Source organism: Micromonospora sp. NPDC126480 (genome assembly GCF_040302465.1).
Taxonomy (GTDB): Bacteria; Actinomycetota; Actinomycetes; order Mycobacteriales; family Micromonosporaceae; genus Micromonospora.
On record NZ_JBEORU010000002.1, the window covers coordinates 293722 to 318537 of the forward strand.

The 24816-nt window shown below is 73.5% G+C and carries 14 protein-coding genes and 1 pseudogene; 1 reads left to right on the forward strand and 14 read right to left on the reverse strand.

The genetic code is table 11. The features are described from left to right. Nucleotides 1–82 precede the first annotated feature (82 nt). From ABTW87_RS02985 to ABTW87_RS02995, 3 genes are all read right to left on the reverse strand, one after another. A complete protein-coding gene (locus tag ABTW87_RS02985; RefSeq protein ID WP_350647933.1) occupies nt 83–1114 on the reverse strand; it encodes a S1C family serine protease in 1032 nt (343 codons plus the stop codon). A gap of 216 nt (nt 1115–1330) precedes the next feature. Beyond that, entirely contained in the window at nt 1331–1753 is a 423-nt protein-coding gene (locus ABTW87_RS02990) for a PRC-barrel domain-containing protein (RefSeq protein ID WP_350647934.1), read from the reverse strand. 42 nt (nt 1754–1795) lie between these two features. Further along, nucleotides 1796–2470, reverse strand: coding sequence for a putative glycolipid-binding domain-containing protein (locus ABTW87_RS02995; RefSeq protein ID WP_350647936.1), 675 nt, complete (start codon nt 2468–2470; stop codon nt 1796–1798). Between the two features lie 308 nt (nt 2471–2778). Between ABTW87_RS02995 and ABTW87_RS03000 the strand changes: the two are divergent. After that, nucleotides 2779–3549 (forward strand): annotated as a pseudogene (locus tag ABTW87_RS03000) (sigma-70 family RNA polymerase sigma factor); the annotation flags it as partial. Between the two features lie 450 nt (nt 3550–3999). Here ABTW87_RS03000 and ABTW87_RS03005 read toward each other — a convergent pair. The 11 genes from ABTW87_RS03005 to ABTW87_RS03055 all read right to left on the reverse strand — a co-directional run bounded on the left by ABTW87_RS03005 (nt 4000) and on the right by ABTW87_RS03055 (nt 24814). Continuing rightward, nucleotides 4000–4902 carry a mechanosensitive ion channel family protein gene (locus ABTW87_RS03005; protein WP_350647937.1) on the reverse strand — a complete coding sequence of 301 codons (903 nt, stop codon included), beginning with the start codon at nt 4900–4902 and terminating at the stop codon, nt 4000–4002. A gap of 94 nt (nt 4903–4996) precedes the next feature. Next, on the reverse strand, nt 4997–6583 hold the full coding sequence (locus tag ABTW87_RS03010; protein ID WP_350647938.1) for a hypothetical protein: 1587 nt from the start codon (nt 6581–6583) through the stop codon (nt 4997–4999). Further along, entirely contained in the window at nt 6580–7758 is a 1179-nt protein-coding gene (locus ABTW87_RS03015) for a 2-oxo acid dehydrogenase subunit E2 (protein WP_350647940.1), read from the reverse strand. The genes ABTW87_RS03010 and ABTW87_RS03015 overlap by 4 nt, the downstream gene beginning before the upstream one ends. Continuing rightward, the gene (locus ABTW87_RS03020; protein WP_350647942.1) at nt 7751–8755 is read right to left on the reverse strand and encodes an alpha-ketoacid dehydrogenase subunit beta; all 1005 of its coding nucleotides are present in this window, start codon (nt 8753–8755) and stop codon (nt 7751–7753) included. Before ABTW87_RS03020 ends, ABTW87_RS03015 begins: the two co-directional genes overlap by 8 nt. Further along, nucleotides 8755–9726, reverse strand: coding sequence for a thiamine pyrophosphate-dependent dehydrogenase E1 component subunit alpha (locus tag ABTW87_RS03025; RefSeq protein ID WP_350647944.1), 972 nt, complete (start codon nt 9724–9726; stop codon nt 8755–8757). Before ABTW87_RS03025 ends, ABTW87_RS03020 begins: the two co-directional genes overlap by 1 nt. Before the next feature lie 46 nt (nt 9727–9772). Then, nucleotides 9773–10009 carry an acyl carrier protein gene (locus tag ABTW87_RS03030; protein ID WP_350647945.1) on the reverse strand — a complete coding sequence of 79 codons (237 nt, stop codon included), beginning with the start codon at nt 10007–10009 and terminating at the stop codon, nt 9773–9775. Further along, a complete protein-coding gene (locus tag ABTW87_RS03035) occupies nt 10006–10188 on the reverse strand; it encodes an MbtH family protein (protein ID WP_350648057.1) in 183 nt (60 codons plus the stop codon). Before ABTW87_RS03035 ends, ABTW87_RS03030 begins: the two co-directional genes overlap by 4 nt. Nucleotides 10189–10271: 83 nt before the next feature. Next, a complete protein-coding gene (locus ABTW87_RS03040; protein WP_350647947.1) occupies nt 10272–11693 on the reverse strand; it encodes an MFS transporter in 1422 nt (473 codons plus the stop codon). Then, entirely contained in the window at nt 11690–18193 is a 6504-nt protein-coding gene (locus ABTW87_RS03045) for a condensation domain-containing protein (protein ID WP_350647949.1), read from the reverse strand. The genes ABTW87_RS03040 and ABTW87_RS03045 overlap by 4 nt, the downstream gene beginning before the upstream one ends. After that, nucleotides 18190–21408, reverse strand: a complete 3219-nt coding sequence (locus tag ABTW87_RS03050; RefSeq protein ID WP_350647951.1) for a type I polyketide synthase — start codon at nt 21406–21408, stop codon at nt 18190–18192. The genes ABTW87_RS03045 and ABTW87_RS03050 overlap by 4 nt, the downstream gene beginning before the upstream one ends. Next, a complete protein-coding gene (locus ABTW87_RS03055; protein WP_350647953.1) occupies nt 21401–24814 on the reverse strand; it encodes a non-ribosomal peptide synthetase in 3414 nt (1137 codons plus the stop codon). The genes ABTW87_RS03050 and ABTW87_RS03055 overlap by 8 nt, the downstream gene beginning before the upstream one ends. Nucleotides 24815–24816: the final 2 nt, after the last annotated feature.

Here is a 24816-nt window from a genome sequence, read left to right on the forward strand (position 1 = left end):
ATGGAGGGCCCGGTCGTCCGCATGCCCGCCACGCCTCCGTGGAAACCGCCCGGTCACGGTGCGATCGGGCGTGGCGTCGGCCTCAGCGGGTGGCGGCGGTCGGTGTGACGGTGGTCTGCCGGGTCTCGCCGTCGCGCAGGTAGGTCACCGGCACTCGCTGGCCAGGCTCGACCGACCGCAGCGCCCCGAGGAACGCCTCCAGCGTGTCGGTGCGCTCACCGGCCACCTGAGTGACGATGTCGCCCGGGCGCAGGCCGGCCGCGGCCGACGGACCGTTTCCGTCGACGTCCCGAACCAGGACCCCACGGTCAGTGCCGGCATTCAGCGACCGGGCGATCTGCGGGGTCAGCCGGGCCACCGCCACCCCGAGGTACGGCTGGGTGACGCGGCCGTCGTCGAGCAGGTCGTCGGCGATGTCCAGGGCGGTGGCGGCGGGGATCGCGAACCCGATGGACACCGCGCCGGTCTGCGGCGGGAGGTAGGCGTCGTTGATGCCGATCACCCGCCCGGAGTAGTCGGCGAGCGCGCCGCCCGAGTTGCCGGGCGAGATCGCCGCATCGGTCTGGATCAGGTCGACCAGGGCGTTGCCCTGGCTCGCCGAACCGGGGATCTCCCGGCCGACGCCGGAGACGATGCCCGCGGTGACGCTGTTGAGAAAGCCCAGCGGGCTGCCGAGAGCGACCACCGGCTCGCCGGGCGGCGGCAGTTCGGTGCGGAACGGGGCGGGCGGCAGGTCGGCGCGCTCGGCGCGCAGCACGGCGAGGTCGGTGACGGCGTCGGCGGCGACCACCCGGGCCGGTACGCGCGTGCCGTCGGCGAGGGCGATCTCCACGTTCTCCCGGTCACCCACGACGTGCTCGTTGGTGAGGATCAACCCGCCTTCGCGGAACACCACCCCGGAACCGAGGCCCTGCCCGACCCGAACGGTGACGACTGACGGTTGCAGGCGGGCGACGATCTGCGGCAGATCGACGGTGCCCGGCACCGGCGCGGCCGTCGACGCGGCGGTCGGCGTCGCCGTCGCCGTGTCACCGTCGCCGGCCGTGCAGCCGGCGGTGGCGACAAGCATCGCTCCGCTGCCCAGCAGTGCCACCCAGCGCGATCGGCACGTCACGGTCCTGTCCTCCCCGGCGGTAGTGCGGCGACGCCGCGTTTCCTGCGCCCTGGCTGGCCCGCTACCCGAACCCCCCGGCGACAAACTCGGGACGGCCACCCGGCGCCGTACCGTCACGGGACCGGGCAGGAAGCGTCATCCGTCCGTCGCGTTGTCCACCGCGCGCCGCGGGGCGGTGGCGTGCCGGCGGGTCCGGCCCGCCACCGCGCGCGTCCGTCAGAAGCGGTAGTAGGGGTAGGCCGGGTAGACGTAGCCGGCCCCCCAGTACGGCGGGTAGCCGTAGTGGTCGTAGAGGGACTGGTAGTAGTCGGATTCGTCCGCGAGCTCCGGGTCGTACCGGGGCGCGTCGGACACCCGATCCCGGGACTCACTCACGCACACGAGGTCCTCGGTGACGCTGGTGACGGCGTCGACCGGGATGAACGAGGGAGTGGCGCCGAGGCCGAGGATGCCGCCGTGCTCCACCCGCAACATCCGAACCTTGTGCTGCTCGCCGTCGACGAGCAGGTCGTCGACCTTGCCCAGGTCGTTACCGTCCCGGTCGCGGACCTTGCGGCCTCGGATGTCCTCGGCGGGGTCGACGAGGACCTGGTCGCTGTCGCTGAGCTTGGTCAGGGACAAGGACAACTGGCGGGTCATGATGATCTCCCTTCTGTCGTCCTGCGGATGAACAGCGACGGGTCACGCCAGGTGAGCCGGTGCCCGCCGGGCGACGCCGGGCCAGTGGGTGACGAATCCGGCCTTGTCGAAGGAGAGCGTGGCGTTGCCGGTGTCGGACTCGACCCGCATTCCGCCGTCGGGCAGCGGATGCCGCCGGCTGTCGACGACGACGACGGCCAGTGACGGTGGTACGACCAGGCCGACTCGGGCGCTCGTCGGTTCCGCCTCGTCACCGTGGCGCCGCGGCAGCGTGGCGAACAGCGGTGCGCGGGCGATGGCGATCTCGCCGACCGCGTCGAGGCGGCCGGTGTCGTCGATGCCGGCGAGCGGGGCCGCCGCCCGGCCGGCGCGGCGCAGCGCGGCGTCGAGATCGCCGCTCTCGTGCGTGTCGACCCGCCATTGTTGCGCGTCGCGCCGAAGGTCGACCTCGCGGCGCCAGCCGGCGCCCTCGGCGGTGACCGACAGCGTGGTGCATCGGCCGTCCGGCTCCCGTCGCAGACGGTAGTGCAGGCAGTACGGCAGGACACCGCCGATGAGCGCGACGCCGTCGGCGGCGGTGAGCTGCTGGTCGAAGACCGCGAAGTCGGTCCCGACGACGTCGACGCGTTGCCACAGCAGCGCACGGTCCAGGGCCGGATCGAGCAGGGCGGTGGATTCCTCGGCGGCGGTGTCGCGGTTGGCAATGAGGCTGAACATGATCGTCTCCCTTCTCGGTCGGCGGCTGGCTCTACCCCTCCCGACTCGCCCCGACGCACCTGACGGCGGTCCGATCGACGTTGCACGGGCCGATGACAAGTCGTTGACGATCCCTCAAAGCCGGTTTTCCGGTCGCCGTCGAGGAGATTGCTGGCGGTGAGGCGCCGGATGGAAGTCCGGATCCGGCGCGAGGTGGCGGGCGTGACCGGGTGTGGAGCGCGTCAGCAGCGCTGGCGCTGCCCGTCGAGCACCATCCGGGTCCGCGTCGGCAGGCGCCGGCCCGCCCACTCGACGATCACGGGAGCGCCATGTCTTCGATCGATGCCGTCCAGGGCACCCACACCGGTGTCGCTGCCGAACGCCGGGAGGAAGCGACCGTCACGGCGATCCGCCGGCTGCGTGACCCACGGTGTTGCGGCGGCGAGCGTGACCGCCTGCGGGAGGCCGTGGTGCGCTGGAACCTGCCGGTGGCCCGGCGGCTGGCGCGCGGCTACCAGCACCGGGGCGAGGCCCTGGACGACCTGCAGCAGGTCGCGGCGCTCGCGCTCGTCAAGGCGGTGGACGCGTACGACCCGGACCGGGGCCCGAGCTTCACCGGCTACGCCACCCCCACGATCCTCGGCGAGCTGAAACGCCACTTCCGGGACCGGGTGTGGAGTGTGCACGTGCCGCGGCGGTTGCAGGAGCGCTGCCTGGAGGTCACCCGTGTCCGCGAGCACCTGACGCAGAGTCTGCGCCGGCGGCCCTCGGAACGCGAACTGGCCGCGGCACTCGGGATCAGTACGGTGGACGTGCGTGCGACCGAGGGGAGCATGTCGGCGTACCGGGCGGACTCGCTGAACCGGCCGGCCGGGCCCGACGACGACAGCTGCGAGCTGCAGGACCTGCTCGGCGCGCGGGACGAGGCACTGGAAGCGGTGTGCGACCGGGTGACGGTGCGGTCCGCCGTCGGACGACTGGCGCCCCGAGCCCGACACGTCGTCAACCGGTACTTCTACGGCCGCCGTACGCAGGCGCAGATCGCCGCCGAGCTGAACACCTCGCAGATGACGGTGTCGCGGGTGCTCACCCGGGCCCTCGCCGAGTTGCGCGTGCTGCTGTCCGACCGGGCCTCGGCACCGCTCGCCGCCGGCGGCCGGGGAGACCTGCGTACGCGAATGAGCGAGGTCGGCGGGCGCCCGGCAGCGGCGTCACCGGTCGCTGGTCGTACACCTGCTCCGCCGGCCGTCACCGGCGGCCGTACCCCGGGTGCCCGCCCGGTCGGGGCGGCCGGCGTCCTGTCGGATCAGGGCCTCGGCGCGACGCGGCGCCGACACCTCACCAAGGTGGCCCGGACGCCTGGCCCGGGCTGCCCCAGTCCGGTCCGGGGTCGGTCGCACCGCAACCCCTGGCCGATCGATCGGTCGGTGTCGCCGCACCCGCCATTGACCGGTCGCGGAACATCCGGCGTCTCGTGGCCTGGCCGAGCCGGAGCCGTCCCGGCGTCCGGGGCGCGGCGCGGCTGCCGATGGACCGGACGCCGGTTCAGGTCACGACTCGCCGCCGGCCGCCTCGCGGAGGGTCACCTCCTGGGTCGCGGAGGCGATGGGAATGCCGGCCTCCCCCAAGCGGTGCAGGACCGTGCGGGTCACCGCGTCCTTCACGGCACGCGCTTCCCGGACCGGTACGACGAAGCGCGCAGACAGCTCGATCCAGTTGTCCGTGGCCCGGACGAAGACCCGGGGTTCGACCTCCGTGTGGCCGACCGGGTAGCGGCGGCGCATCTCCTTGATCGCCTGCCGGGCGCCCAGCGACGACGACGCCCGCTGCGCCTCCTCGCGCAGGATCCGCTCCGCCCGTTGCCAGTCGTCGCGGTAGGAGACGGTCAGGGTCAGCTCCTCCCACAGGTACTGCAGGGTGGCGGTGCTGTTGTAGACGGGTTCGCTGAACACCGCCTTGTTGGAGATCGACACGGTGCGGCCGGTGTACTGCCGGCCCCGCACCCACGAGCTGCTGTCGTTGCCGGAGCCGATCTCCAGCACGGTGGTGCGCAGCGGCGTGATGTCGAGGACGTCACCGCGGACGCCGCCCATCTGGATCCGGTCGCCCACCCGGAACTGCCGACCGGTCAGAATGCTGACCCAGCCGGCGAGGGCACCGATCACCTCCTGCATGGCGAAGGCGACGCCGGCGGCGACGAACCCGAGCACGACGCCGATCCGGCCGGCGAACGGGCGCCACAACACGGCCAGCGCCACCAGCAGGATCAGGAAGGCGCCGTAGTGCGTCGCCTTCCGGACGTAGTAGCGGGTGTAGGCGTCGGTCACCCGCCAGCCGGCCAGCCGGGCGGCCGCCGACCCGATGAGCACCGCGGCGACGACCAGCACGGCAGTGGTGACGAGCCGACCGGCGACGCTGCTGTTGTCCCGCAACAGATCGAGAAACGCGTCCATCCGGTGGTGCTTCCCCGCCCTCGGCCGGCCGAAGCGCTCGCGGTCCGGCCGAAGGCGTTGCTACTGCCAACGGTGCGCCTGACCGGCGGTGGTGCTACCTCGACGCGCCCTGAAGCTGTGTCACCCGTAGCCGGTCGCGGTCCGCCGCGTTCCGGAGAAACTCGATGGCGATCCCGTTGCGGCCCGTGTCGCGGTACGGCACCGTCACGGGACCCGTAGCCGCTGCCGGGACCAGGCTGAGCAACTCCCGCAACGCATCCTCCTCGACCCCCTTGCCGAGGGCGGGGCAGGAGACGAGGAGCAGCTCGGCCACCGGACCGGGGGGCGCCTGGCGGACACCGACCGCCGCGCCGACGCCGTAGTCGCCGAACCGGTCCCGCACCCGGGCGAGCCGGACGTCCAGTTTCCCGTCGGCGAGCGCTGCTGCCAGTGCCTCCTCGCTGTGCTCGAGTCCGAGTGTGAAGTCCTTCGTCCGCAGCAGCATCTCGGCGATCTGGGGTACGTCGTCGGCTCCTGCCGTGCGCCAGTCGATGGACACGTCGAGGCTGGCGACGTAGTCCGCGAGGGATGTCCGGGACCGGATCGACGAGCTGGCCTGGGCAGCCGGCTCCGCCGGGGCGCCCCGCGGTGGGCACGGCCACCGGTCGAACACACCGGCCGACCGTACGGCTGCCGACCAGTCTGCGGGGTCGGGCGGAAGGGGCACCGTGGTGACGCCGACCGGGGTGCTCGGCGGAGCGTCGGAGCCGGTCACCAGCGTCACCTCCTCGGATGTCAGGTCCCAGGCGGCGATGAGCGCGTCGAGCCGGCCCGGCTCGGCGTCAGGCTCGACGACCGGGTCGGCAGCCGGCGGGGCCTCGGCATCCGGGTCGCCGAGCCCGTCCGGACGGTTGCCGTGCCAGGCGATGCGGATGCCGTGCCGGCGTAGCTCCCCGACAAGCGGTGCGAACCGGGTCGGGTCGACCTCCTCGGCACCGACGCCCGAATCGAGGACGACCGCACGCGTGGCGGGGGAGTACCGCAGCCGGACCAGGCGGGTGATCTGTGCCGCGAGCGCGGCGAACACCTCCTCGGTGTACGGGATCCGGGCGTGCCGGAAGAGCGACTCGTGGTGGGCGTTGCGTGCGCCGATCGCGCGGACCACCGCCTCGGCGTCGGCGATCAGCACGTTCGGCCGGTTCTCCAGCATCCGCCGCAGCCGTTCCCGGGTCGCCGTCGCCGATGCGACAAGGCCGCCCGAGCTGAGCTGGTCCCCGACCCCGTCCGGTGCCTCGTCCGGGAGCGCGGGGAGGACGAAGACAAGCGCCGCGTGCCAGCGCCCGGCTGCGGCGACGGCGGCCTCCGCGACGGCCAGCAGGTGCTCCTCACCGGTCGGCTCCCGACCGGTGGAGTCCGGTGCGGGCACCGGTCCCGACTCCTCGAAGCGAGGTGACACGACAAGCACGTCGGGCGCGGACCTGGCCGTTTCGGCGGTGTCGTCGAGACACTGCTGGACGATCTGGTTGAACGGGCCGACGGTGAGGGCCGGGGGGAGCCCGAGCCGGTGCAGTCCGAGTCCGAGGTAGGGCACCAGCGGATCGATGGTGTAGCTGGCCAGCGCCGTGACCCGCAGCACGGCCGGCGGGTGGACCATCCGGTTCCACTGCAGCCGGTCGGCCAGCAGCGACCTGCCCGTGCTCACTGCGTCAGGTCCAGACCGGTGAGCCGCTGCGGCGATTCGAGGGTGGTGCGCAGCCCCTGCAGGAAGGCGACGGCGTCCCGTCCGTTGAGAACCCGGTGGTCGTAGGCGAGCCCGAGATGCACCACCCGCCGCGGACGCGCCTCGTTGGTGGTGGCGTCGAGGACTGTCTCGTCGAGCACTCCGCCCAGCGAGACCATGCACGTCTGTCCCGGGAAGACGATCGGCCGGGTGAACACGACCGCCTCGTCGTTGCTCAGCGAGAGGGTGATCACCCCGTCCGCCAGGTGGCTCTCCTGGAGGTCGTCCCGAAGTGACCGGATCCGCAGGTCCATCAGTGTGTCGGCGATGTCGGCGAGGCTCCGGCCGTCCGCGTGCCGGACGACGGGAATCGACAGGCCCCGGCCGACGTCGATGGTGACGCCGACGTGCGCGGCGTCGGCGAGTTCGAGCGTGCCGGGGTCGACCAGCCGGGCGAACGCGGCCGGACAGTCGGGCCGGGCCCGGGCGATGGCCTTGACCACGAGCTCCACGAGGCCGATCGCCGTCGGCCCGTCGGCCGTGCGCCGGGCGGCGAACGCCAACGCCTCCCCGACGTCGACCTTGATGACGGTGAACGCCGCCGGGATGGTCCGGGCGGACTCGGCGACCACCTCGGCGATCGCCCGCTGCCGCCGATCCAGTGCTCGCCGCCGGCCACCGTTGTCCGCCGGGCCGGTGGCGGCCGGGCCGGGCGGCGTGCCGCCCCGGTCTGCGCTGATCAGGCGTTCGATGTCGGCGCGCTTGACCACCGCCTTACCGAGACCGCGTACCGCCTCGTCGGAGATGCCGTGCTCGTCCATCAGCTGCCGGGCGGTGGCGGTGATGACGAGCCCTTCGGGGTCGTCCCCGTCGGCCGGCGCAGCGGCTGCGGCCGAGGCGTCCAGGTGGCGCTGACGCTCGGCTTCGTCGGCGAAGAGCCAGGCGATCGTCTGCCCGGGCCGGCACTCCGACTTCTCCGCCACCAGGCGGTGCAGCGTACCCCCTGCGTCGCAGAGCAGGTCCTGCGCCGCCTTGGAGGTCTCGACGACCGCCACCGCCTCGCCGTCGGGCACCTGGTCGCCGTCCTGGAACAACCAGTCCACCAGCACGTACGAGTCGTCGTTGTTGTTCAGCTTGGGCACGGTGAGGTCATGCATCCTCGGTCTCCCGCAGGGCTTGGTAGATGGTCGACTCCTGGACGAGCACACCGCGCTCCAGGTGCGGGGCGGTGGGTACGACCGACGGCGCGGAGTGCACGAGCCGCACGGGCCGGCGCAGGTCGCGCCAGAGTTTCTGGTGGATGAGCTGGGCCACGTCGGCCCCCCAGGTGCCGCCCGCCGTGCCCTCCTCGACGATGACGACCCGGCCGGCCCGACGCAGTGACGGCAACAGCGGGTCGAGATCGAACGGATAGAGCTGGCTCGGCACGTAGACCAGGCAGCTCCGTTCCTCCGCGAGGAAGAGCGATCGCACCGCGGCCAGGACCGGGTTGGCCAGGCCACCCGGCACGATCACCACCTGCTCGGCCTCGTCCGGATCCTCGACCCGGACCCGGGCGGTGCCGCCGTCCGCGCCGACGAAGTCGTACCGGAGCAGGCCGTCGACCCGGCCGCCCCGGTACATCCGCTGGGTATAGAGGATCTTGTCCTCGAAGTGGATGCACGGCTCGCCCCGGTCGAGCATCCGGCTGAAGGTCGCCGTGTTGTCGTGAAACGGCGTCATCTCGAACAGGGCCAGGTTGGGTACGCCGACGAAGTGCTTCTGCGGGCTCTGGCTGTGCGTCGGCCCGTAGCCCCGGTTTCCTCCGACCGGGCAGCGGACCACCAGCCGCATCGGCACCCGCCGGCCGTACATCGTGACCGACTTGCTGGCGAAGTTGACGATCTGGTCGAAGCAGAGCGCGAGGAAGTCGCCGAACATGATCTCCACGATCGCCCGGTCACCCGCCAGCGCCAGTCCGGCGGCGATCCCGGTGATACCGCCCTCGCTGATCGGGGTGGCGAGGACCCGATCCGGATGCCGGGTGGAGGCCCCGCGGGTGGCCTTGAACGCGCCGCCGTACGGGTCGACGATGTCCTCGCCCAGCAGGAACAACGATGGATCCTCGTCCAGCAGCCCGCGGAGGGCCTGGTTGAGGTTCTCGACGACCCGCATCACGCCTCCGTCCAGGTGCTCAGCGGACGGGCGGTGACCTCCCGGACCACGTCGGCGAGCTGCTCCCGCACGGCCAGGTCGAGCCGCTGGAACTGCGCCGGATGGTGCCGGGCGTACCGCCGGTACCAGTCCTGCCCCTCGATCGCCCGGAGCTCCTCCGGGCTGCGGGTGTCGTCGCCCTTGCTGTGCGGGCCGACCCGGCGCGTGACGAACTCCACGACGAGGGGACGGCCGGTGAGCCGGACCTCGGTCACCCGCGGCGCCAGCTCCGCCCGGATGACGTTGACGTCGGTGCTGGTGACGAGCCGGTGCCGGATCCCGAACGCCGCCGCCCGATCCGCGATGGTCCCGGCCATCTGGTGTTCGGTCGCGGTGGACTGGGCGATTCCGTTGTGCTCGACAAGCACCAGTACCGGCAGGTTCCACAGCGCCGCGACGTTGAGCGCCTCGTAGACGGCCCCCTCTCCCCACGTGCCGTCACCGATGTAGACGGCGGCGAGCCGGCCCTGCCCGGCCCGCTTGAGGTGCAGGGCCACCCCGACCGCCACCGGCAGGCTCTCGCCCTGCACTCCGGTGGAGAGATAGCCGTCCCGGAGAATGTGCTGGCTTCCGCCGACGCCGTGACAGACGGCGCCCTGACGTCCCATGATTTCCGCGAGCAGCCCGGCCGGGTCGGCGAACCGGGCCAGGTAGTGGCCGTGCCCACGGTGGTTGCTGAAGATGTGGTCCCCCTCGCCGATCAGCGGCCGCAGGGCGACCGGCACATACTCCTGCCCCAGACAGGTGTGCGTGGTGCCGTTGAGCTGCCCCCGGCCGAACAGGTCGAGCAGGCTGAGCTCGAAGTGCCTGATGGTCAGGAGCAGTTCGAGGTCGGCGTCGGCCAGGGCGGACAGCTCCGTCGGGTCGGCGGCGGCCGGCGTTGGGGCTGGAAGCCCGCCGGGCGCGGCGCGCCATCCGCTGATGACGTCCATGGAAGGTGGACCTTTCTCGTGAGGGGCCCGAGTGCGAAGCGCGGGGTCAGACCGCGACGCCCCGGCCGGTGAGGGCCTGGCGTACGTCGCCGACCGACCGGAACGACTTGATCTCATCCGCGGAGAAGGCGACGCCGTAGACCTCCTCCAGCGTCACGACGAGCTGGATGTGCCGCATGCTGGTCCAGGCGCCGATGGTCGTCGGGCCGGCGTCGTCGACCACCTCGGCGGGTTCGACACCGAACAGGTCTGCGAGCAGTTCGGCGAACGGCGGTTGGCTCATGACGCCATCCACTCCCGCAGGCTCCGCGGCCGCATGTCCGTCCACACCTCGTCGATGTGGGCGAGACACTCCTCCTTCGAGCCGGTGACTCCGTCCGGCGTCCAGCCGGCCGGCAGCTCCTTGTGCTCCGGCCAGATCGAGTACTGCTCCTCGTCGTTGCGTACGACCTGGTAGGTCATCTCGCCTTCGGTCACGGTGCGTGCCTTCCTGTGTCGTGGCGGGTGGATCGTGGTTTCCGTCGATCGGACGGACCATCGAGCGGTCAGTCCAGGGCCGCGGAGCGGGCGGGCCGCGCCGCCGGGTCGCCCTCGACCGGATCGTCGAGGGTCGGCTCGTCCGGCCCCGGGCCGGCCGGGACCGGTTCGGTGGGCTCGGGCGCGTCGTGATCGGGGACCAGGCTCTCCACGTCACGGACCCGGCGTACCGCGAATCCGGCGATCGCGACCCCCACGCCGAGCAGTCCGGTGACGAAGAAGATCAACGCCATCCCGGCTCCGGGCCCGGTGCCGACCAGGCCGCCGAAGACCGTGGCGAGGCTCCCGCCCTCCGCCATCGCGGGTTCGAGGACGAAGTCCGCGAGCGGACCGGCGACGCCGAGAGCGATCGGCACCGCGAGGTTGTCGATGAGCTGCCGGGTCGCGAACACCCGGCCCTGCTCCGTCGGGGAGACCTTCTCCTGCCAGATCGACTCGCCGTACCCGTCGATGAACGGGATGCAGAACCAGGCGCAGCTCCAGGCGAACGCCCAGATCACGAGGGAGTCGCCGGTTCCGAGCAGGACCCGGCCCAGCAGGCTGAAGACGATGATCGCGGTGAGCAGTCGCAGCATCTTGCGGCGGGTGGGTTTGAGCACGCCGAGCACGGTGGCGCCGACGACACCGCCGACGGCGCCGATCGAGAGGACCGTGGCCACCGCCGATTCGTTGTTGTCGGTGCGGGCCAGGACCATCGGTGTGAGCAGGATCCACCCCATCGCCGCGAAGAGCCCGATCGAGAAGAGGATGCCCTGTAGCGCCAGCAGGCTGGGTCGGCGGCGGATGTACCCGAAGCCGTGCAGCGAGTCGCGCCAGATGCCGACCCGGAGGTGCTTCTCCTGCCGGGGCGGCTGGGGGATCGCCACGAGAACCACAGTGACCAGTGCGACCGCACAGGACAGGACGTCGATGAGCAGCACCGTCTCGACGCTGCCGGCGGCCAGGACCGCCGCGGCGGCGGCCGGAGCGAAGATTCCCGGCACCGAGCGGGCCAGCGACAGCATGGCGTTCGCCCGCGGGTAGTGCTGCTTCTCCATCATCAGCGCGACCGTGGCCGAGTAGGTCGGAACCTGGAACGCCAGGAACGCCCCGGTCGCCAGGTTCACCAGGTACAGGTGCCACACCTGCACCGCGTCGGCGAGGAAGAGCACCAGCAGCAGCAGGGTGAAGACCGCCGCGCCGGCATCGCTGAGCGCGATCGTGAGCCGCCGCCGCCACCGGTCGATGAGAGCGCCGGCGATCGGGCTGAACAGGACGGTCGACGCGAACGCGCAGAACGTCATGAGTGCCAGGTCGGAGGCACGCCCGGTCTCCTGCCAGATCCAGATGCTGAGCGCGAAGTTCGTCATCCGGGTGCCGAGGGTGGACACCAGTTGTCCCGCCCAGAGGATGGTGAACGCGGCGAAGCCTGCCGGCCGCTTGACTGTCATGTCGTGCACTGTCCTTCCCGATCCGCCTCGACGGCGAGGTGGTCCGCCCGGCTGAGATCCCTGATCGCCTCGACGAGGCGGGCGAGTAGCCGTTCGATCGTTTCCCGGCGGTGTACGTTCGCGCTGTAGTTGACGTCGACGCCGAGCCTGCGATCAACGATGGATGGCACTACATCTATCAGGTACGGCCACCGTCCACCGGTATCCTGGGCCGGCCCGGCCGGGTCGTCGGGCACGTCGAAGAGATCGGTGCCGGTGGGGGTGCCGGCGAAGCTGAAATCGCCCATGTAGTTGAAGGTGACCTGGGGCGGCCGCAGCGCGGCGAGCCGCGCCCGCAGGCCGGCGTCGGGGTGGCAGTAGCGCAGCAGCCCGTGGCCGACTCCGTTGCCGGGCACCGCGGCGAGCTGCCGGAGCACGGCGGGCAGCCGGGCCGCGTTCCGGGTCCGGGGCACGTCGAGGCGCAGCGGGTAGTAGACCTGGAACCAGCCGACCGTGCGGGTCAGGTCGACGTCGTCGAACAGGTCGGCGCGGCCGTGGGCCGCCATGGCCAGCGCGCAGCCGGCGTCGCCGGTCCAGTCGGCGAGCACGCACGCGGTGACCGCGGCGAGGAGGTCACCGAGCTTGCCGCCCAGGCGGCGGGCGACCTGCCGCAGCCGGACCGTCTCCTCCTCGTCCAGGTCCGCGTGCAGGGTGCGGCTGCTGGCGAAGGTGGTGACCCCGTCAGGATGGTCGACGGGCAGCCGGGCGGCGGCTTCGGCGTCCTGGCCGAGCCAGAAGTCGAGCTGCCCGGTCACCGCGGGGTCATCCGCGTACCCGGCCAGCCGTTCGGCCCACTCCAGGTAGGTCGTACCGACCGGAGGCAGGTCCGGTTCCCTCCCGGCCGCCAGGTGCTCGCACGCCGACTGCAGGTCGGTGAGAAGCACGCCCCGCGACATGGCGTCGACAACCAGGTGGTGGTTGACCACGAGCAGCCGGTCCGGCTCGTCCCCGCCGAGGCGGAAGTGCGCGGCGCGGACCAGCGGACCGTCGGCCAGGTCCAGGCCGGACTGGCAGTCGGTGGCGATGCGGTCGATCGCGGCGGCGCGCTCGACCGGCGACAGACCGGTCAGGTCGTGGCTGTCGAACGCGACGCTCTCCGCCGCCGGGCCGTACCCCTGCCGCCAGGACGTCCCGTCGTACCGGAACCGGGCCCGCAACGCGTCGTGCCGTCGGACCACAGCCGCCAGCGCGGCGCGCAGGTGCGCCGGCTCGACCGGCCGGCGCAGCGTCAGGTCGTACGGGTGGTTGAAGTGCGCGACGTTGCCCAGTCCCGGGGCCAACTCGGCGAAGAACCAGTGCTGGGGTGGGGTCAGTGGCAGCTCGCCGGCCGGGGGTCCGCCCGGCCGCGACGGCGCGGGCCGCGCGGCCGGATCGGCGAGGGCCGCCAGTTCGGCGACGGTGGGATGGCTGAGGATCTGGCGTGGTGTGATCGTGATCCCCGCCCGGGCCGCCAGTGACACGACCTGGATGGCCACCATCGAGTCACCGCCCAGGTCCCAGAACGAGTCGGTGATCCCGACCTGTTCGACCTGTAGCAGCTCGGCGTAGATGGCGGCCAGCGACCGTTCCCGCTCGTCGCGCGGGGCCTGGTGGGTGCCGGGGCGCCCGTTCGGCGACCCGCCCGCCGAGGCGCCGGCCGAGCTGGCCCGTACGGCGGCCGCCGCGTCGGCCGGCCACTGCGGGGTGGGCCGGTCCCACCACTGGTAGGCCTCGCGGGCGACCACCGTGCCGAGGACCGCGAAGGCCTCCGGCGTGTACGGGAGGTGGCCCCACTGCTCGCCGACCGGATCATCGGCCACCTCCACCGCGTACCGCCGGAACTCGGCGGCCACCCGCAGGACCCGCACCCGAGGGTGTCGGGACAGCAGGGTGGCGAGCCGCCGGTCCATCGCGGTGAGCAGCCCCGACCACGGCGGAACCCGGAACCGGGCGGACGCGGGGCAGAGCAGGACGGTCAGCGGCGCCTCGGTGCGGTCGCGGAAGGCGCCCACCGCGCCGGCGAGCTCGTACAGCTGCGTCTCCAGGGTGTTGGCCGCGGCCGGCAGGTCGCCCGGCGCGTCGGTCGGCCGTCCCCGCAGCCAGTCCTCCCACCGGACGGCCAGCACGTTGACCCCATCCGGGTTCCGGCCGAGCGCCGCCTCCGGGTCGAGGAGCTGCTGGAACACCTGGGCGTACGGTCCGAACTCGAGCTCGGCGGGCGGATCCAACCGGCCGAGCCAGTGGCGGGCCGCGTCCCGTAGCGGGTCCGCGGTGAACGAGGCGGCGACGGTCACCCTCGGTCGAGCGTCACGCACCGGCGCGTCCGCCGGGGGTACGGGGTGGTCCTGCGGTGACCGGGCGCGCTCCGGTGGCCCGGACCCACCGGCGACGGCCGCCGGCCGGTCCGGATCGGCGAGCGCGGCGGCGAGCAGCTCCGCCAGGTCGCCCAGGAGCCGGTCGGCCGTGCCCGGATCGAAGATGTCGGTCCGGTGGTCGAGGGTCGCGTGCAGCTGCTGCGGGGCCCCCGGCTCGCCCGCGCGCCAGGAGAGGGTGAGGAAGAGGTCGAAATCGATGCCGGTCGGCGGGACGTCCACCGGCTGCACGGTGAGCCCGGGCAGCGTCAGCTCCGAGTCGGGGGCGTCCACCACGTTGAACAGGCACTGGAAGACCGGGTGGTGAGCGGCGTTCCGGGGCGGACGGACCGCGTCGACGATCGCCGCGAACGGCAACTCGTGGGCGTAGGCGTCGAGCACGACAGCTCGTACCCGGCGTACCAGCTCGCGGAAGGTGGGTCGGCCGGCCAGGTCGACCCGGATCGGCAGCAGATCCGCGAAGTAGCCGATGAGGTCGTCGAGCTCGGGGCGGTCGCGGCCGGAGACCGGCGTACCGAAGACCACCTCCGCCTGTCCCGCCCGCTCCGCCAGCAGCGCCGCGAACCCGGCAAGCGCCGCGTGGAACAGGGTGGCGCCCTCCTGGGCGACGAGCGCCCGCAGGCCGGTCCCGATCGCGACGTCGAAGGTTCGCACCGCCCTGGCGGACCGGTCGGACCGGACGGCGGGGCGGGGCCGGTCGGTCGGCAGGGTCAGGGTCGCCGGAGCGCCGGCGAGCCGGTTCCGCCAGTAGTCGGCGTACCGGTCGAATGCCTGTCGCTCGCGCCCGTCCCGCCAGGCCGCCACGTCGGCGAACTGCGCCGGCAACGGGGCGAGAGCGTCCGCGGCGCCCGCCTGCGGTGCGACCTCGGCCGCGTAGCAGGTGGCCAGCTCACGCAGGAAGATGCCCCAGGACCAGTGGTCGGAGACGATGTGGTGGATGCCGACCAGCAGCCAGTGCTCGTCCGCCGCGGTGCGGACCAGCCGGCACAGCAGCAGCGGCCCGGCAGCCAGGTCGAACCGGTGGCCCACGAACCCGTCGAGCTGCGCCCGGACCGCCCGGTCCCGCTGCGAACCGTGCCCGTCGCGGAGGTCGACCGTCGGCAGCCAGCAGTCGACCCGGTCGTGGACGATCAGCACCGGTGAGCCGTCGCGGTCACCGAAGGTCACCCGGAGGATCTCGTGACGAGCCACGACGGTGTCGACGGCCCGACGCAGCATCTCCTCGTCGAGCCGGCCACGCAGGACGGCGGCGAAGGTGATGTTGTGCCGGGTGGGGTCGTCGCCGAGCTGGGCGACGGCCCAGAGCCGGCGCTGCGTGGACGACGGCACCAGGTCGCCACCGCGCGGCAGCACCGGGATCGGCTCCAGCGTCTCACCGCCGCCGTCGAGCACCTCGGCGAGCTGAGCGATCGTCGGGCCGGCGAAGAAGGCCGGCAGCGCCACCTGGCGGCCGAACTCGGTCTGCACCGCCGACAGCAGCCCGACGGCGAGCAGTGAATGACCGCCGGCGGCGAAGAAATCGTCGTGTACGCCGGCGGTGGCGCCGGGCAACACCTGGGACCAGAGCGCGGCCAGCCGCCGCTCGGTGGCGGTCCGGGCGGCGACCGGCGGCTCGGCGGTGTCGCGCGGCGACCGGGCGGCGGGTCGACACCGGCCGGCCACCCTGGCGGCGTCGTCGAGCCGTGCGGCCAGGTACTCCAGCCTGCCCGCGTCAAGCGCGGCCGCCGGTCCGGGAGTGGTCTCGCCGGCCGGCCCGTCCAGCGGCCACAGCCCGGCGAGGAAGCGGCTGGCGTTGCCGGCCGGGACCGCGACCACAAGGGCCGTCGGGAACCGGGCGGCCACCTGCCGGGCGGTCGCCCGATCCTGGGCGAGCACCAGCAGAGCGGCGGGATCGTCGCCCGCGGCGACCCGGGCAGCGACCGCCTCGGCGACACCGTCGGCGCCGGTGGCGGCGACCACGGAACGGCCGTGGCGAGCCTGCCGGTCGCGGAGCCGGCTCAGCTCCGCCGCTGGCACGGCACCGTCCTGGACGACGACCCCCGCCAGCGGTGGGGTCCAGCACCGCGCGAGCTCGCGGGCGACCACCGTGCCGATCGCGGCGAAGAAGTCCGCGGTGTACGGGACCTGTCCCAGCTTGTCGCCCTGCGGGTCGTGGATCGCGGCGACCGGATAGCGGCCGCTCCACGCGGCGGGCGGAAGGAACGTGACATCGGGTAGCTGCCGGCAGATCCGCGCGAGTTCGTCGTCGAGTCGGGCGAACAGCCGGGTCCAGGGCTGCCCGGCGTACGCCGCGGAGGGCGGGCAGAGCCCGACCAGCACCGGTGCGGCGGTCCGGCCGCGCAGCGCCGCGAGCGCCGTCCCGAGGTCGGCGACGACCCGGTCGAGCAGCTCCGTCGCCGGCTGCGGGGCGACCTCGTCGCCGTGCCGCAACCAGTCCTCCCACCGCAGCAGGCACACCGTCCCGTCGGGGGCGGCGTCGCCGGCGAGCAGGTGCGGAAGAACCTCGCCGTACTGCTTCAGTCCGATCTCGGCCGGCACCCGCAGGAAGTCGCACCAGAACCGCAGCGGCGCGCGGACCGGTTCGCCGGTGAAGGAAGCGGCGACGGTGATCCGGCGCCGGCGCAGGCTCGGGAGCCGGTCGAGCGTGAGCTCCGGGTGCTCGGCGAAGTCGGTGAGGACGGCGGCCAGCCTCGCCACGATCGTGTCGACCGTGCCGGGCAGGAACAGCCTGGCGTCGTAGCCGGCGGTCCCGGCGATGCCGTCGGCGCCGTCGGTGAGCGCGAAGAAGAGGTCGAAGTCGGTGGCGAAGCCCTCCACCGGCTCGGGCCGCATGGTGACCGGCCCGGCCCGGTGCGACTCCTCGCCGAGCGCGGTCACGCTGAACATGATCTGGAACAGCGGGTTGTGCCCGGGATCCCGTGGGGGCGCGACCGCCTCGACCACTCGGACGTAGGGCACATCCTGGCGGGCGTACGCGTCACCGACGGTGCGATGGGTGCGTCTGATCAGTTCGCCGACGTCGGGGTCACCGGTCAGGTCGATCCGGAGCACGACGGTGTTGGCGAAGCAGCCGATCATCGGCTCGACCTCGGCCGTGGTGCGGCCGGCCACCGGGGTGCCGAGGAGGATGTCCGGTTGCCCGGTGTGCCGGTACAGCAGCGCGGCCAAGCCGGACAGCAGGACGGTGTTCACGGTGGTCCCGTGCTGGCGGGCGAGGGCGCCGAGCCGGGCGGCCAGCCCGGCGGGGAAGTGGACCGGCCGCTGGCCGTGGCCGCTCGTGTCGCTGGGGCTGCCGGGCGGCGGGCCACCGTCACCGTCCGGGACGTCATCCACGGCCGCGGCGCCGCGGGGCCGGTCGGCGGCGAACGTCGACAGCGCCGGTGCGCCCGAGAGCCGGTCACGCCACCAGTCGAGCTGGTCGGCGACGGCCGGGCCGTCGACCAGCCGGCGTTCCCGGTCGGCCCAGTCGGCGTAGCGGACCGGTAGGGGTGGCAGCTCGGCCGCCCGCCCGGCGGTTGCGGCGGCGTAGCAGGCCGCCAGGTCGGCGGTGAAGATCGCGGTGGACCAGCCGTCGAAGACGATGTGGTGGACGGTCACCAGCAGCAGGTGGTCGTCATCGGCGAGGGTGAGCAGCCGGGCCGCCAGCAGCGGCCCTTCGGTGAGGACGAACCGGTGCCGGCAGTGCTGCGCGACGAGTTCGCGGGTCCGCGCCGTCCGGTCCGGCTCGGCGAGTTGCCGCAGATCGGTGCGGGGCACGGGGATCGGCAACCGGTCGTGCACGACCTGCCGGGGCTGTCCGGCCACCGCCCGGAACGTCGTCCGGAGCGCGTCGTGACGGTCGACGACCTGGTTGACGGCGTCCCGCAGCGCGTCCGGATCCAGCGGGCCCGTGATCCGCAGCGCGAAGGGGATCGCGTACACCGGGTCGCCCGGATCGAGCTGGTCGAGGAACCAGAGCCGCTCCTGCGCCGACGCCAGCGACCGGCTGCCGTCGGCCGATGTGCCCGGCCGGTCGCCGCCGCCATCGCGGCCCTGGCGCAGCCGCCTCAACAGCAGCCGCCGCTCGTCGGCGGTGAGCTCGCCGAGCTGTCGCATGAGGTCGGTGCTCACGCCGGATGCTCCCCTCGCGCCTTGCGGATGAGTTCGAGTTCGGCCGCCTGGGCCTCCGGCGAGAACTCGCCGAGTTCGGCAAGCAGCGCGGCGAGGTCCTCGTCGTCCTCCTCCGGCGCTGCGGCCAGCCGGCGCACCTCGGCGGCGAGTTCACCGACGGTCGGGCAGGTGAAGATCACACCGGTCGGCAGGTCCACGCCGGTGGCCTGCCGGATCCGGGCCAGGACCTGGGTGGCGAGCAGCGAATGGCCGCCCAGCTCGAAGAAGTTGTCGTGCCGGCCGACCGCGTCGACGCCGAGCATCTGGCGCCAGACGGCGGCGACCAGTTCCTCCTCCGGGTACCCGTCCCCGCCGGCGTGGTCGGGTTCCGCCGCGGCGGGGGCGTCGGTCTGCGGGGACGTCAGCCAGCCGGGGGCCGCGCCCCGCTCCGCACCGTCCGCGGCGGGGGCGACCACGGTGCCGCCGTCGCCGGCCGGCGCCACCACCCAGTGGCGTTGCCGGGCGAACGGGTAACCCGGCAGGGGCACCCGGCGTCGGGCGCCGTCGGCGGCGTCGACCGGCGCGACCGGAACGCCGGCGGTCCAGCAACGGCCGACCGCGGCGAGGATCGCGGCGGTCTCCGGCGTCGCCGAGTCCGGGTGGGGGAGCGAGTTGACCGCGACGTGCCCGCCGGACGCGAGGTCCTGCCGACGCGCCAGGGTGGTGAGCACGGTGCCGGGACCGACCTCAAGCAGTACCTGGTGCCCGGTGGCGAGCACGGTGCGCAGCCCGTCCGAGAACCGCACCGGCTCCCGCAGGTGGCGGACCCAGTAGTCGGGATCGGTCGCCTCGGCGGGCGTGATGGGCTCGCCGGTCAGGTCGGAGATGAACGGCAGGTCCGGAGGTCGAAGGGTGAAACCGGACATGACCTCGCCGAACTCGTCGAGGATCGGGTCCATCATCGGCGAGTGGAACGCGTGCGAGGTGCGCAGCCGCCGGTGGGGGATCGAGCGGGCCGCCAGCTCGGCGGCGAGCGCGTCCACGGCCCGCACCGGGCCGGACAGCACGCTGAGGTCGGGCGCGTTCGCGGCGGCGAGCGCGAGCTGGCCCACCAGGCCCTGCCGGCGGGCAACGAGGTCGGCCAGGTCCCGGGCGTCGTCGGCCGGCAGCGTCACCGAGAGCATCGCTCCGGCCGGCAGCCCCTGCATCAACCGGCCGCGGGCGGCGACGGCGGCGAGCGCGTCGGCGAGCCGCATGGTGCCGGCCAGGCACGCGGCGACGTACGCCCCGACGCTGTGCCCGAGCATGGTGCGGGCCGACACGCCCCGCGCGCGCCACCACCGGGCGAGCGCGTACTCGACGCAGAACAGCAGCGGCTGCGCGTAGCGGGTCTGGGTCAGCAGGTGCCTCCCGCCGCCGGCCTCGTCCGCCGGCCGGTCGAAGCCGAGCAGGGTGCGTGGATCGCTGTCCAGGTGCGGCCGGAGCAGTTCGGCGCACCTGTCGAACTCGCTGCGGAAGCGGGGTTCGTGGCGGTACAGCCCGGCACCCATGCCGGCATGTTGGGCACCCTGCCCCGGGAAGAGGAAGACCACCTCGGGCGCGCCGCCGGTCACCGTGTCACGAGCCGCCGGCGCCTCGGCGGCCAGTGCGCCGGCGGCGTCGGCCGGGTCGGCGCAGACCACCGCCATCCGGTGGGCAAGCGCACGCCGTCCGGTGTGCAGGGTGTAGGCGACGTCCCCGAGGGCGAGGCCGGGCCGGGCGGCCAGGAAGTCCGCCAACCGCTGCCGGTGCGCGTCGAGGGCCGACGCGGAAGCGGCGGACAGCAGCAGCGCCTCGTGCGGGCGCGCCGCGGGCGTACGCCCGGTCGCCGCGGGGGGCTGCTCGATGACGATGTGGGCGTTGGTGCCGCCCATTCCGAAGGAGCTGACGCCGGCCCGCCGCGGGTGGCGGTCGTCCGGCCAGAGCTCCGGGCGCACCGGCAGGCGGAACGGTGACCGGGCCAGCTCCAGGGCGGGACTCGGGGTTCCCAGGTGCGGGTTCGGCGGGATCCAGCCGTCCCGGACCGCGAGCACGGCCCGGATGAAACCCGCGACGCCGGCCGCGACGTCCAGATGCCCGATCACGGCTTTCACCGAGCCGAGCGCGCACCAGCCGGTGCCCTGGGGCGCGCCGGCCCGGAACGCCTCGGTCAGCGCCGCGACCTCGATCGGATCGCCGAGCGGCGTCCCCGTTCCGTGCGCCTCGACGTAGCCGATGGTCGCCGGAGCCACCTCCGCCGCTTCGTGCGCTCCGCGCACCACGGCGACCTGCCCGGCCACCCCCGGTGCGGTGAACCCGACCCGCGCCGCGCCGTCGCTGGTGACGGCACTGCCCCGGATCACCGCGTGCACGGTGTCCCCGTCCGCCAGCGCGTCGACGAGCCGGCGCAGCACGACGACGCCGACCCCGTTGCCACCGACGGTGCCGGCGGCCGCCTCGTCGAACGGGCGGCACACCCCGTCCGGCGCCAGCACCCCACCGGGCACGTACCGGTAGCCGGCTGTCTGCGGCAACCGGACGGAGACCCCACCGGCCAGCGCGAGGTCGCAGTCGCGGGCCAGGAGCGCCTGACCGGCCAGGTGGATGGCGACCAGGGAACTCGAGCAGGCCGTCTGCACGCTGACCGCCGGCCCGCGCAGGTCCAGGTGGTACGCCACCCGGGCGGCGAGGGTGTCCTTGTCGTTGGCGAGCACCAACTCGTCGACACTGACGTCGGCGGTCACGGCGGGATTCGGCAGCAGGTGCCGCAGCAGGTAGCTGCTCATGCTCGCGGCGGCGTACACACCGACCAGACGCTCGCCGCCGGAACCGGCGTGCCCCGCGTGCTCCAGGGCGTGCCAGGCGCATTCGAGGAAGACCCGCTGCTGCGGGTCCAGGATGGACGCGTCGCGGGGGGAGTAGCCGAACAGGGCGGCGTCGAAGCATTCCGCGTCCGCCAGTACGCCGCCGGCGGCGACGTGGTCGGGGTGGGCCGCCTCGTCGGCCGGCACCCCGGCGGCGGCGAGTTCCGCCGCGGTGAACCTCCGCACCGCCGAGGTGCCGGTGCGCACCAGTTCCGCGTACGCGTCGAGGTCGTCCGCTCCCGGGGCGCGGATCGCCATGCCGACCACCGCGATTTCCAGCCCGGACAGCTCGGCCGCCGGTGGCGTCGGCCGGGGTCCGGGCTGCTCCGCCACGAAGCCCGTGTCGTCACGCATCGCCGGCCCTCCGGTCGTGCTGGCCCGACACCCTCCGGGACCGATCGAGCAGGGCTTGTCGTCCCCGCATCCGGGCACCGGTCGAGGCCGGCCCGCCGTCCCGCACGGGCGGCGCGACCGGGCCGCCGGACCCGTTGCCGCCGCCTCCGTCCGTGCCGGCGGAAGATGCGAGGTCGGCGGCGAGGTCGGCAACGGTCGGATGCCGGAACAGCGTGATGGTGGGCACCGGACGTCCCAACTCGTCCTCCAGGCGGACCCGGACGCGACTGATGAGCAGCGAGTTGCCGCCCAGGTCGAAGAAGTTGTCGAAGCAGCCGACCTGGTCCACCCCGAGTACCTCCGCCCACACCGCGGCGACGCGTCGTTCCAGGTCGCCTCGTGGCGGCACGGTCTGTGGCCGGTCCGCCGACCCGGCCGGGTCGGCCCGCAGCAGCCGCAGCAGCGCGGCGTGGTCGGCCTTGCCGTTCGGGGTGTGCGGTACCGCCGGGACGGTGACGAAGCGGGCCGGCACCATGTACTCGGGCAGCACCCGGCGCAGTTCGCGGCGCAGTGCCGCCGGCTCGGGCGAGCAACCCGGCTCCGGCACCAGGTACGCGGCCAACCGCACGTCACCGGGACCTTCGGTGAAGGTGCCGACGATGCTGGTGCGTACGCCCGGTTGCCGGGCCAGCACCGCCTGGATCTCACCGAGTTCGATCCGCAGGCCGCGGATCTTCACCTGCCCGTCGGCGCGGCTGAGGTACTCCAGCTGCCCGTCGCGCCGGTACCGCACCAGGTCACCGGTGCGGTACAGCCGCTGGCCCGGCCGGTCGCCGAACGGGTCCGGCACGAACCGCTCGGCGGTCAGGGCGGGCCGGCGCAGGTAGCCGCGGGCCAGACCGATGCCGCCGATGTACAGCTCTCCCGTCACGCCCCGCGGCACCGGCTGCATCAGCTCGTCGAGGACGTAGACGTCGACGTCGGGGAACGGCTCACCGATCGGTACGCGTTGCTCGCCACCGGCGCACCGGGCCATCGTGGTGGCCACGGAGGCCTCGGTCGGCCCGTACGCGTTGAACAGGATCCGCTCCGCCGCCCAGGTGGTGGCGAGGTCCGGCGGGCACACCTCGCCGCCGAGCACGACGGTCCGCAACCGCGGGACCTGCTCCGGGCGCATCAACGCGGTCACGGTGGCCGGCAGGGTGATGATGGTGATGCCCTTCTCGGTGATGGTGTGGGCGAGGTCCGCGCCGGGCTGCAGCGCCGCGCGCGGCGCGAACACCAGTTCCGCGCCCGTGGTCAGGGACACCAGCAGGTCGAACAGCGAGGCGTCGAAGCCGATGGAGCTGAACTGCAGGATCCGGTCGCCGGGCCCGGCGACCGTGATGCCGGCCATCGTGCGGCCGAAGTTGCACATCCCCAGGTGGGGGACCATGACCCCCTTCGGCAGGCCGGTCGAGCCGGAGGTGTAGATGACGTACGCGAGGTTGCGCGGGTCCACGTCGACCGGTGGCCGGTGTTCGGGGGCGTCGGCGAGTTCCGGTGCGGCGTCGGGACAGAGCGTGGGGATGTGCGCCGGAAGCCGGTCCCGCACGCCGGTGCTGGTCAGGACGAGGTCGACGCCTGCGTCGTCGAGCATGTGTCGGATCCGCTCGGGCGGGTTGCCGAGGTCGAGCGGAAGGTAGGCGCCGCCGGCCTTCCACACCGCGAGCGCGCAGACGGCGACGTCCACCCCGCGGTCGAGACAGATGCCGACCACCCGGTCCGGCCCGACACCGCGGGCGGCGAGCACGTGCGCCAGCCGGTTGGCCCGCTGGTCCAGCTGCCGGTAGGTGAGCCGCTGCCGGCCGTCGGAGACCGCGACGGCGTCCGGAGTGGCGTCCACCTGGCGTTCCACCAGCCGGTGCCCGAGCGGCTCGCGGCCGGGCCGCGCCCCGCCCGGCGCGGTCCAGTCCTCGAAGATCGACCTGGCGGTGCGGTTGCCGTCACGCAGCAGCCGGCGTTCCTCGTCGGCGCTGACGACGGCCAGCCGGCCGACCGGCCGGTCCGGGTCGCGCAGCGCCGCGGCGAGCAGGGACCGCAGGTGGCTGAGGAAGGCTCGGACGGTCTCCGGATCGAAGAGCCCGTCGTCGTACTCCAGGGTGCCGTGGAGGCCGTCCTCCCGTACCGTGCAGGCGAGCGCGAGGTCGAACTTGGTGGTGCCGCTGTGGCTGCGGATCGCATCGATCCGCAGACCGGCCAGCCGCAGCCGCGCGGCGTCGGCGTCCTGGACCACGCACATCACCTGGAACAGCGGGTGGTGCGCGGTGTCGCGCTCCAGGCCGAGGGCGTCGACGAGCAGTTCCAGCGGCAGGTCCTGATGGATCTGTGCGGTTCGCACCCGCTCGCGCATCTGCTCGGTCAGCGACCGGAAGGTGGTGTCCGGCGCGAAGGTGCCGCGCAGCGCGAGCATGTTGATGAACAAGCCCACGACCCGTTCCAGGTCGGCCCGGTCCCGGCCGGCGACCGGGCTGCCGATGACGATGTCGTCCTGGCCGGTGTAGCGACGCAGCAGCGTCATGAACGCCGCGAGCAGCACGACGAACGGGGTGGTGCCCGTCTGCCGCGCGTACGTCCGCACGGCGGTGGCGATCTCGGCCGGCCAGTCGAACCACTCCATGCCGCCGGTCGTCGACGGCACCGCTGGCCGGGGCCAGTCCGTCGGCAGTTCCAGCAGGGTCGGCGCGCCGCTGAGTTCGGCCGTCCAGTGCGCCAGGAGCTTCGCCCGGCGGTCCGGGTCGAACCGCGTCGCGGTCGACCGCGCGTGGTCCGGGTAACGGACCGCGGGCACCGGCAGTTCCGCCGGCCCCGCGCCGGCCAGCCGTGCCGCGTAGCACTGCTCGAGTTCCTCGAAGACGATCCCCATGCTCCAGCCGTCGCAGACGATGTGGTGCAGGGTGAGCAGGAAGACCGCGTCGGTCGCGTCGAACCGCAGCAGCCGGGCGCGCAGCAGCGGGCCGGTGGACAGATCGAACGGCAGCGCCGCCTCGATGGCCGCCTGCTCGGCGGCGAAGGCGGACCGCTCGTGGGAGGCGACGCCCGGGTGCTCCTCCACCCGCAGCGTCCCGACCGGCGCGTCGAGCACGATCTGCCAGGGCTCGCCGTCGAGGGAGAGGAACAGCGTACGCAGCGCCGCGTGCCGGTGGATGACGTCCGCCAGAGCCGCGTCGAGCGCCGCGGGATCCACCGCCCCGCTGAGCCGGAAGGCGTACGGCACGTTGTAGGCCGCCGAGGCGGGGTACATCTCGGCCAGCAGCCACAGCCGGCGCTGGGCGGAGGAGAGCGGGTGCGCGTCGTAGTCGGCGCCGCGTTCGGCCAGAACGGCGGCCATCGCCGCGCGCCGTCGCGCGTCGAGCCCGTGCAGTCGTCGCAGGATGTCGGCGTTCATCC

Coding starts and splice junctions, on each gene's coding strand:
- ABTW87_RS02990 (WP_350647934.1), bottom strand. CDS start 1,753: ATGACCCGCCAGTTGTCCTTGTCCCTGACCAAGCTCAGCGACAGCGAC.
- ABTW87_RS02995 (WP_350647936.1), bottom strand. CDS start 2,470: ATGTTCAGCCTCATTGCCAACCGCGACACCGCCGCCGAGGAATCCACC.
- ABTW87_RS03005 (WP_350647937.1), bottom strand. CDS start 4,902: ATGGACGCGTTTCTCGATCTGTTGCGGGACAACAGCAGCGTCGCCGGT.
- ABTW87_RS03015 (WP_350647940.1), bottom strand. CDS start 7,758: ATGCATGACCTCACCGTGCCCAAGCTGAACAACAACGACGACTCGTAC.
- ABTW87_RS03020 (WP_350647942.1), bottom strand. CDS start 8,755: ATGCGGGTCGTCGAGAACCTCAACCAGGCCCTCCGCGGGCTGCTGGAC.
- ABTW87_RS03025 (WP_350647944.1), bottom strand. CDS start 9,726: ATGGACGTCATCAGCGGATGGCGCGCCGCGCCCGGCGGGCTTCCAGCC.
- ABTW87_RS03030 (WP_350647945.1), bottom strand. CDS start 10,009: ATGAGCCAACCGCCGTTCGCCGAACTGCTCGCAGACCTGTTCGGTGTC.
- ABTW87_RS03035 (WP_350648057.1), bottom strand. CDS start 10,188: ATGACCTACCAGGTCGTACGCAACGACGAGGAGCAGTACTCGATCTGG.
- ABTW87_RS03040 (WP_350647947.1), bottom strand. CDS start 11,693: ATGACAGTCAAGCGGCCGGCAGGCTTCGCCGCGTTCACCATCCTCTGG.
- ABTW87_RS03050 (WP_350647951.1), bottom strand. CDS start 21,408: ATGCGTGACGACACGGGCTTCGTGGCGGAGCAGCCCGGACCCCGGCCG.
- ABTW87_RS03055 (WP_350647953.1), bottom strand. CDS start 24,814: ATGAACGCCGACATCCTGCGACGACTGCACGGGCTCGACGCGCGACGG.